The sequence below is a fragment of the Acinetobacter sp. YH12108 genome, from assembly GCF_013419055.1.
Classification (GTDB): Bacteria; Pseudomonadota; Gammaproteobacteria; order Pseudomonadales; family Moraxellaceae; genus Acinetobacter.
The window spans coordinates 100,855-110,901 of sequence record NZ_VPAW01000010.1; the positions used below are offsets into that span (position 1 = coordinate 100,855).

Genomic DNA, 10,047 nt, shown 5'->3' on the forward strand with positions numbered 1-10,047 from the left:
AAGACGAATCGTTGAGATTATGGCAATATATAGCCTTTCCTATTTTTCAATTCCCTGATTTCGCCTATGCAGCTGCTCCGTCTCAATGCTTTAGCGTCACATTCTGAATTGCCAAAAACCGCCGTTACGATTGGTAATTTTGACGGCGTGCATCTGGGTCATCAGGCCATGATCAAACAGTTAAAAGCTGTTGCAGAAGCTGAGCAACTAAAAACTGTTGTGATGATTTTCGAGCCACAACCGCTTGAATTTTTTAAAGGTTATGAAGCACCGCCGCGTATTTCCTCTTTGCGTGAAAAAGTGGAATATTTAAGCGAACTGGGTGTGGACTATATTGCGGTCGCCAAGTTTGATCATCATTTTCGTAGCCTGAGTGCCGAAGCCTTTGCCGACATTCTGAAAGATAAACTGAATGCAGCGCATCTGGTCTTGGGGGATGATTTTCACTTTGGTAAAAACCGTCAAGGTAATAGTGAATTCCTGCGAGACTACGGATTTAAGGTTACCAACCTGCATACCATTGCCTTGGATGGTGAACGGGTCAGTTCTACCCGCATCCGTCAGACTCTGCAAGCGGGTGACCTGGCTCTGGCAGCCAAATTACTGGGACGTCCTTATAGTATTACCGGCCGGGTGCAATACGGCGACCAGATTGGTCGTACCATTGATTTCCCGACCATTAATGTCCGGTTAAACCGGCATAGACCCTGTCTGCAGGGTATTTATGGGGTTGAAGTCGTCTGTGAAACCGGATCACTCAGCGCCAAGGTTCAGCAAGAAAATCCTGAACAGCCGGGTATTGCCGGCTATGATCAGGGCAGCCTGTTTGGTGCCGGTCATGTAGGTACCCGCCCTGCGATCAAACAGACTCATCCGGAATGGCGATTAGAAGTACATTTTCCTGATGTTTCTGCTAATCTGTATGGCCTGTTAATGCGGGTAACCTTCTTGAATTATCTGCATGGCGAAAAAGATTATCCTTCGCTTGAAGCGTTAAAGGCCGGAATTGATGATGATGTTGAGAAACTGCTTGAGTTTCGTCGAAAACACCCCACATTTCCCTTTTAATGTCCCGTATTTTTATTGTAAAACGTGTCAGTCTAATGACTGATTAAATTGGAAGACAACTTGCATGAGCGATAAGCAAACTCCTGAAAATGCAGTGGATTATAAAGCCACGCTGAACCTCCCAGGTACTGACTTTGCAATGAAAGCAAATCTGGCAGTACGTGAAGCGAAATGGTTAGAAGAGTGGTATGCCGATGACATTTATCAGCAGATTCGTGCATCGCGAATTGGCAAGAAAAAATACGTGCTTCATGATGGCCCTCCATATGCCAATGGCCAGATTCACTTAGGTCATGCAGTCAACAAGGTACTTAAAGACATCATCATTAAAAGCCGCATCATGGACGGCTTTGATGCGCCTTATGTGCCAGGCTGGGATTGTCACGGTCTTCCAATTGAACTGAAAGTTGAAGAAAAAGTCGGTAAGGTCGGCGTTAAAGTGGATGCGCCTACTTTCCGTAAAGCTTGCCGCGAATATGCATTGAGTCAGGTGGAGCTACAGAAAAAAGACTTCATCCGTATGGGCGTGTTTGGTGACTGGAGCAATCCTTACCTCACCATGAACTTCAAGCAGGAAGCCAACATCGTGCGTTCACTCGGTGAAATCGCGAAAAATGGCCATATCCAGCCAGGTCTTAAACCGGTGAACTGGTGTCTGGACTGTGGTTCAGCACTGGCTGAAGCTGAAGTTGAATATGAAGATAAAAAGTCAGACGCGATTGACGTGGGTTTCACCGTGGTGGATCTGGCGGATCTGTCTGCACGTTTAGGTGTTGAAGTTAAAGACTCAACCGATATCGTGATCTGGACGACTACGCCTTGGACCCTGCCTGCGAATCAGGCGGTTGCTCTGCACGCTGAAATTGAATACCAATTGGTTGTTGCACGTGGTGAAGATAAAGCGGCGCAAAACTTTATCCTGGCCAAAGATCTGGTTGAATCTGCGACTGAACGTTATGGCTTTAACGCGGTTGAAGTGATTGCCGATTTTGCCGGTGCGAAACTTGAGAATCTGGTACTACAACATCCTTTAATCGCTGAGCGTCAAGTGCCAGTGATTCTGGGTGAACACGTTATTGCAACCAGCGGTACTGGTGCTGTACATACTGCACCTGGCCACGGTGTGGACGATTATAAAGTTGGTCTGCTGTATAACCTGAAAGTAGATAATCCTGTAGGTGGTAATGGTGTGTATTTACCGACTTCACCACTATTTGCAGGCGAGCACATCTACAAGGCCAATCCCCAAATTATTGCGGCACTTGGCGAAGCTAACAAGCTATGGGCACATAAGCCTATCAAGCATAGCTACCCGCACTGCTGGCGTCATAAAACTCCAATCATCTTCCGTGCGACCCCACAATGGTTCATCAGCATGGATGAAAAAGGTCTGCGTCAAGGCGCATTGAATGCCATTGAAAATGACATCAGCTTCGTACCGGATTGGGGTAAAAACCGTATTCAGGCGATGATTGAAGGCCGTCCGGACTGGTGTATCTCACGTCAACGTACCTGGGGTGTGCCAATCCCATTCTTCGTGCATAAAGACACCAATGAACTGCATCCTCGTACACCTGAACTGATCGAAGAAGTGGCTAAACTGATCGAACAGGAAGGTATTGATGCCTGGTATAACCGTGAAGCGAAAGACTTCATTGGTGATGATGCTGAGCATTACAACGCGGTTCGCGATACCTTAGACGTATGGTTTGACTCTGGTACAACCCACTATGCAGTGCTGCGTGACCGTGAAGAATTGACCGATCCGGCTGATCTGTATCTTGAAGGCTCTGACCAACACCGTGGCTGGTTCCAGTCTTCATTATTGACCTCTATGGCAATCAATCAACGTGCGCCATATAAAGGTCTGCTGACTCACGGTTTCGTGGTTGATGAGAAAGGTCGCAAGATGTCGAAATCGCTGGGTAATATTATTACTCCGCAAGACATTATCAAGAACATGGGTGCAGACGGCCTGCGTTTCTGGATCGCCTCAGCAGATTACCGTTATGAAATGACCGCAGGTAAAGAAATCTTTAACCGTGCATCAGATGGTTACCGTCGTATCCGTAATACTTTGCGTTTCTTGCTGGCAAACCTGAATGGCTTCAATCCGGCAACTGATGCCCTACCTGTAGATCAACTGATTGCACTGGATCAATACATCCTGCAACGCGCCAATGATGTACAGGAAACCATCAAGAAAGCATATGAAGATATGAACTTCCATATCGTGACCAATGCCTTGACCAATTTCTGTATTAACGACCTCGGTGGTTTCTACTTAGACATCATCAAAGACCGTCAGTACACCACTAAAGCAGACTCGCAGGCACGTCATTCTGCGCAAACTGCGCTGTATCATCTGGTACAAGCCTTTGTTCGCTGGATGGCACCAATCCTGAGCTTCACCGCTCAAGAAGCATGGCCACTAATTCCAGGTCAAAGCGAGAAATATGTGTTCACTGCTGAATGGTACGATATTCCAGTTTCAGCACAGGCAAACCTGTTGTCTGAAGCAGACTGGCAAACCCTGATTACAGTGAAATCTGCGGTGAACAAGCACATTGAAAATGCGCGTAACGAGAAACTGGTGGGTTCAAACCTGTCTGCCAAAGTTGAGCTGTGGGCCAATGATGAACTGAAAGCTGTTCTAGACCGTCTGGGTGATGAGCTGCGTTTCGTTTTGATCACTTCTCAGGTAATCGTGAATCCATTTGATGCTGCTCAAGGCAATGACGCTGAACTTGAAGGCCTACACGTGAAAGTATCTGCGGCAGATGGCGAGAAATGTGTACGCTGCTGGCATGTACTTCCTGATGTGAATACACATGCCTCACATCCAGGACTATGCGGTCGTTGTATTATTAACCTCCCGAGCGGCCAAGGTGAAGAGAGAAAATATGCCTAACCCACAGCAGAAAAAGGGTCTGTTCCAGTTCTATCCTCACAATTTGTGGTGGATCGGACTGGCTATTCTGGCGATCATTCTAGATCAATGGACCAAATGGATTGCGGTAACACATCTGGAATATGCAGATCCGGTGCCCGTCCTGCCCTTTTTAAATTGGACACTGTTACATAACTATGGCGCTGCCTTTAGTTTCTTGTCCGATGCCGGTGGCTGGCAACGTTATTTCTTTACCTCTCTTGCAGGCTTAGTGTCTGTGGTTTTCGTGTTCTGGCTGATGCGTATGCCAAAGAGCATGAAAGTATTACCATTAGCGGTTGCCCTGATTCTGGGTGGTGCTATTGGTAACCTGATTGATCGCATTTCTTTGGGTTATGTGGTTGACTTTATTCATGTCTATTATCAGAACAGCCACTTCCCTGCTTTTAATATTGCGGATAGTGCCATTACTTTAGGTACGATTCTGCTGCTGATTGATACGTTTTTCCTGGAAAAACACCGAATTCAACGTGCACAGGCGCAACATGACTGATTTTATTAATCCTAACGAGGAAACTCGTGTTGAAGACGGCTCTAAAGTCGAGCTTCATTTTTCTGTCGCGATCGAAAGTGGCGTAGAAATTGACAATACCCGTAGCCGTGAAGAACCGGTAAGCCTGACCATTGGTGATGGCAACCTATTACCAGGTTTTGAAAAAGCCTTAATGGGCTTGCGTGCTGGTGACCGTCGTACTGTCAGCCTTCCACCCGAAGAAGCTTTTGGTCCGTGGAATCCTGAAAATGTTCAAAAATTTGATACGGTGAAATTTGGCGAACGTCCGATCGAAGGTCACATGATCGAGTTTGAAGACAAGGCCAAATCGACTTTGTATGGCGTAGTAAGATCCGTAAATGATGATATTACCGAAGTGGACTTTAATCATCCGCTTGCAGGTAAAAATATCACCTTTGAAGTCGAAATCTTCAAAGTCACTCCGGCTGGCCAGCAAGGCGTGAGGCTGATGTAATATCGGCTAATCACATGATTTAAAAGAGCTCCTTCGGGAGCTTTTTTAGTTTCTGGATACAAATCCTCTCTAGTCTCTATTAATAAATCTGATTAATTTAATTTGATGAGAATACGATAAGAAAGGGAAAGATATGAAAATTTATATTGTGGTTGGCAGTGTGCGTGAAGGACGTACAGCAATTAAGGTCGCACATTGGGTACTACAGGAAATTAAAAAATATGGTTTTAGCACGCTTGAAACCGAACTTGTCGACTTAAAAGAATGGGACCTTCCGCTTTTTGCTGGTTCTCATCCCCCATTGACCGGTATTTATGATCAGCCGAAACAGCAGGAATGGGCCGACTTTATTGCTCTTGCGGATGCATTTATTTTTATCAGTCCTGAATATAACCATGGCTATAGCCCAGCATTAAAGAATGCCCTGGATTATCTGGCCAAGGAATGGCAAGGCAAACCGGCAGCTTATATCGGTTATGGTGTCACCAACGGCTCACGTTCCATTGACCAGATCCGCCAGGTCGGCACTCAGCTCGGTATGGTGGATACCAATGCGATTGTAGAGCTGCGGGACATTTTTAGTCGCAATAAAGACTACAGCTTTGAAGGGAATGAATTCGACAATAAAACACTCAGAGATGTCGTGGATAAGCTGATCCAGTATGTCAGTGCCTGAGGACGACAGCGATGTGCGCTTTAGCCTACAGGCAGCGCAGAATTTGTCGGCTATTCTCACTTTCAGTTCAAGGCTATAGTTTCATTCATAGACAGACAGGAAGTCTGCAAAGCGATACAACAACAATAAAAAGCGCAGAGTAACAGGACGTTGACAGGTCAGACAGGAGTCAGATCTGAAAAGCAAATCCAGAAAAGCCTCAACAGGATGTTGGGGCTTTTTTGTATTTAAAATCTGGTATTTTTCTAAAAAGGTCAGATCTCTACATTAAAGCCTAAATTGACATCACAGGCTGCTTGTCCGCCTCGGATTCCCCAGTTTTCCAATGGACTTTCCTGCAGATGAATCAGGATATGGTCAGACGGAATGCCCAGTTTTCCCAAGCTTTCTACACTGTGTTGATACAGTTTGCGCTTGGTCTCCAGACTTCGGCCAGCGAAGCAGTCAATACTGATCTAGGTAAAATATTCAGGCTGGGCCAGATGAGTCATATACTGAAAACGATGGGCTTCATGTACCACCAGCCGGATATTACGGTCATGGTCAGGCAGTTGAAAGGCATTTTTCACACCTTGAAATACGCTGTCGAGTAACTGCTTTTCATCAGCCTGAGAATACTGTTGCCGGACTTCAATTTGAACGGTAGGCATGTGCTTCTCCTTTTTATTATTTTATTGAATTCTTTTAAATATTTTTTTATTAAATAGAGAGATGAGCTTCAATAAGGTCTTCTATCTCTACCATATCGCAAAGTTATCCTGATAACTTAGGATTTAATCGGATAAATATTTTCAAGTGACCTTGTCGCCTCTGGCCTACAGCAGATGCGGTCAATGCCTCTACTCGGTCTTTCTGACTCAGGCTATATTGAGTACATACCAAGACAGGAAGTCTTGCAAAAACAAGAATAAAACATCGGCAGGATGCTGATTGATACCGGAGGAAAGGTATCTGAGCTAAATTTGAAAAGGCCCTCACAGGAGTTGGGGCCTTTTTCTTTCATTCTGATATTAACTATTTAGCTTTTTACTGAGATGCGATCATATTAAGCAACTTGGCTTTTGGACCATCTTCAATCACCCAGAGTGAGCCATCTTTGGCCTGAATCGCACCACGAATCCGCTCTTTCATATCCAGTCGCTGTATTTCTTTAACAGGGCTTTGAGTAGTATCAATTACAATCATTGCCTGAGAAGAAAGACCTGTAGCTATAGCTTTATTTTTCCATTGAGGAAAGCTATTGCCAGTATAGAACAGCAAGTCTGAAGGAGAAATTACTGGAGTCCAATCTAGTGCTGGTGCTTTGAACTCTGGTCGGGTGCTGTGATCCGGAATCGGCTTGCCATCATAATGATCCCCATTGGAGACGATCGGATAGCCATAATTTTTGCCTTTCATCACTTTATTCAGCTCATCACCGCCTTTAGGACCCATTTCAATCACCCAAAGTTGCCCTTGTGGATCAAATGCCAAACCGAGAGGATTACGGTGTCCCAGACTCCAGACCTGTTTAGCAATTTCACCTTGGTTCATGAATGGATTGTCGGAAGGAATTGAACCATCGTCATTCAGACGAATAATCTTGCCGGCATTGGATTTCATGTCTTGAGCTGGATTGAATTGCTGACGTTCACCCGAACTGATCCAGAGTTTGTTATCCGAGCCAAAGATAATCCGGTGCCCATAATGGCCCTGTCCTGAAGAAAATTTCGGTACCTGAGTCCAGATTTTTTTGATCTGAGTAAGCTGTGGCGTGCTCTTGGTGAGATCGAGCTTGCCACGAACCACGACTGCACCATAACCACCCTGTCCCTGTTCGGCATAACTGAGATAAACCCACTGATTCTTGGCAAAGTCAGGATGGAGTGCGATATCGCCTAAGCCACCTTGTCCGCCATAGGCCACTTGAGGAATACCCTGAACAGTTTGGGTGCTGCGATTGGCTGGATTAAATAATTTCAATTTTCCTGATCTTTCGGTAATCAGTAAACGCTGATCTGGTAACTCAGTCAGTGCCCATGGCTCATTCAACTGTGCAAATTCTTCAACTTTATAGGCTTGCTGTGTGGTTTTGGCAGCGGATTGTCCAGCTGCCGGTGATGAAGTCTTGTCTTGGGCACAGGCAGTCAGGCTATAGAAACCCAAGCCTAATAATAAAATCGCTGCTATTTTAGTCTGTTTCATTGTTATTCTTCATGCTAATTTCATTCAGATAAGTACCAATTTAGCATTCCAGACAGCGGCTAAAATAATAAAAAAGTAAAGGAATCGTAAGCGGATATAACATAATCTCAATAAGATAGCTGATGCATTGATTGAGTTTTTTATTATTTAATACAGGCTGAATCGCGAAGAATTTTCGCCTGATACAACTGCTGATCGGCTGTTTTCAGTAAACGGGCAACATTTCTATAGATATGTTCAGCATCCATAATCGCTGCCCCAACACTGATACTGATCCAGGTCTTGTCATCCCTACGATTGGCATGTTCCAAATTGAGCTGACGAATGACCTCACAAAGTTGCTCGGCAAAAGCTTTGGCTTCCTGCCAGGAAATATCTGCCAGTAAAACGGCAAATTCCTCACCACCATAACGTGCCAGAAAGCCATTTTCAGGCAATATTTGCTGAATAGTTTGAACCAGTGTTTTTAAAATATAGTCACCTTTGAGATGGCCATAATAGTCATTATAGTTTTTAAAATAATCTACATCGATCATATAAACAGCCAGCGAAGTCTGATTTACGATTGCATATTCATATTGCTGCTAAAGCTGTTCATTTAAGGCAAAGCGATTATAGGCACCTGTCAACGAATCCAGCCTCACCTGCTGCGCGAGTTTCTCATTGAGCAAGGTGATATCACGCGTACGGTCCTGAACCTTCTGATCAAGTTCTTTATTCAGGCGCAAAAGCTGCTTATTTAACAACTCGGTATTAATACTTTGCACCGCATAATCACGGCTGAGCTGAAAGGTAATTAAAATAAAATAGGCACAGGAGGTATAAAATGCAATTTCAACTGAATCTATCACCTTTAAAGCAAGTAAATAGTCATGCAGGAAGGTCAGGCAGATCAGCACCACCGCAATAGAATTGATCTTGGAATAACGCACATGCGATTTGTGCATGCGGTAAGCGCCATAAAGCAGATTAATAAAGACCAGTACTGCAATACTAAAGCTCTGGAAAAAGAAGCTCTGGAAGATATAAGGCAGCGTAAACAGAGTCACAGCCACATTGATACTAATTAACAAAGCTGTGACTTTTAATAAATAAGGATTTAACAGTCGATAAGGTAATAAATAGATATAAATCAGGAAGAACAGAGTCGCTAATTCAGTCAGTAAATACTCAAATCGTGTGCCCCATACCCAGGAAATATTCGTGAATAAAGTATAAATAAATGGAACTGCAAAGAAGCTACGCAGGCTCAAGCACAGAATAAATAACCCTAGAAACAGCAGCAAATTACCTGCTTGCGTTTTAAGGCTGCGAAATACTGCAAAGAACACCATAAAGCAGCCAATCATCAGCAGAACGCCACTGATCACACTTAAAGGAATCACCTGATCATAAAACTTATCCAGAATAGGCTGGTTAAAGCCAATAAACATGCTGTTTTCCAGCCCGCCACGGATATGGTGATAACTTGAAGCCTGAATGGTAATCGTCACTTCCCGCTGTGAGGGAAAGAAAGAAGCCAACTTTGGCGCCATCATGGTCTGATGCTGACCATGTATGCCTACCTGCCCTACTTCTATCAGGAGATGATCATCGACATACATGCGATAAGCCCCATACTGATAAGGCACATAAATATAAACCGCATGATTGATGACTGATTCAGGCAGCCTGAAGGCTTTTTGAAAAGTTCCAATATGGTCTTTATGACCTGTTAAGGTCAGGAAAGAATTAGGTAAATGAACTTTTTCAACAGCAAGAGTCTGATTAGAGGAAGTTAACTGAGATGGTCACTGCCCAGAAGTGGGATCAATCAGCTGATTGGGGTAGAAATCCCATTCTCCATCGAGTTTGACATACTGATGATGATCAAAATTTAATTCTGTTACAGCGTATAGCTGTGGAGAAATCAAACTGAGCCATATCAACACAAATGTGTTTATGAGAATCTGCTGCATATGACTCAGAGAATAAAAAATATTTACACGAGTAGTATAACATTATTATTTAGGCATGATTAGGAGGTTATTTACTTCTTTTCCTAAAAACCCACGCATAAAAAAAGCCCCCTGCATGAGCAGAGGGCTTTTGGAATAATGAGCTGGCGATGACTTACTCTCACATGGGAGACCCCACACTACCATCAGCGCTAAGAGGTTTCACTTCTGAGTTCGGGAAGGGATCAGGTGGTTCACTCTTGC

Annotated in this window: 8 protein-coding genes, 1 rRNA gene and 1 pseudogene; 5 read left to right on the top strand and 5 right to left on the bottom strand. The window is 44.2% G+C overall.

Annotated elements, in window-relative coordinates; translation table 11 throughout:
- Positions 1-66: 66 nt before the first annotated feature.
- The 5 genes from ribF (at position 67) to FTU46_RS08560 (ending at position 5,662) form a co-directional block, all read left to right on the top strand.
- Entirely contained in the window at positions 67-1,068 is a 1,002-nt protein-coding gene (ribF, locus tag FTU46_RS08540; RefSeq protein WP_034705207.1) for a bifunctional riboflavin kinase/FAD synthetase, read from the top strand.
- Positions 1,069-1,132: 64 nt separating this feature from the next.
- Entirely contained in the window at positions 1,133-3,979 is a 2,847-nt protein-coding gene (ileS, locus tag FTU46_RS08545) for an isoleucine--tRNA ligase (RefSeq protein ID WP_180104742.1), read from the top strand.
- Positions 3,972-4,511, top strand: a complete 540-nt coding sequence (gene lspA / locus FTU46_RS08550; protein WP_004781354.1) for a signal peptidase II — start codon at positions 3,972-3,974, stop codon at positions 4,509-4,511. Before ileS ends, lspA begins: the two co-directional genes overlap by 8 nt.
- Entirely contained in the window at positions 4,504-4,986 is a 483-nt protein-coding gene (locus FTU46_RS08555; RefSeq protein ID WP_180104743.1) for a peptidylprolyl isomerase, read from the top strand. Before lspA ends, FTU46_RS08555 begins: the two co-directional genes overlap by 8 nt.
- A gap of 133 nt (positions 4,987-5,119) precedes the next feature.
- Positions 5,120-5,662, top strand: coding sequence for an NADPH-dependent FMN reductase (locus tag FTU46_RS08560; RefSeq protein ID WP_005232867.1), 543 nt, complete (start codon positions 5,120-5,122; stop codon positions 5,660-5,662).
- A gap of 254 nt (positions 5,663-5,916) precedes the next feature.
- On the opposite strand, the pseudogene FTU46_RS16835 reads toward FTU46_RS08560, so the two are convergent.
- The 5 genes and pseudogenes from FTU46_RS16835 to rrf form a co-directional block, all read right to left on the bottom strand.
- Positions 5,917-6,312, bottom strand: a pseudogene (locus tag FTU46_RS16835) (tautomerase family protein).
- Positions 6,313-6,688: 376 nt separating this feature from the next.
- Positions 6,689-7,846, bottom strand: a complete 1,158-nt coding sequence (locus tag FTU46_RS08570; RefSeq protein ID WP_180104744.1) for a PQQ-dependent sugar dehydrogenase — start codon at positions 7,844-7,846, stop codon at positions 6,689-6,691.
- A 143-nt stretch (positions 7,847-7,989) separates the two neighbouring features.
- Complete coding sequence (locus FTU46_RS08575) at positions 7,990-8,412, bottom strand: GGDEF domain-containing protein (RefSeq protein ID WP_373683615.1); 423 nt, start codon at positions 8,410-8,412, stop codon at positions 7,990-7,992.
- A gap of 18 nt (positions 8,413-8,430) precedes the next feature.
- Positions 8,431-9,450, bottom strand: coding sequence for a hypothetical protein (locus FTU46_RS08580; protein ID WP_180104745.1), 1,020 nt, complete (start codon positions 9,448-9,450; stop codon positions 8,431-8,433).
- A gap of 495 nt (positions 9,451-9,945) precedes the next feature.
- Positions 9,946-10,047, bottom strand: a 5S ribosomal RNA gene (gene rrf, locus FTU46_RS08585); the annotation flags it as partial.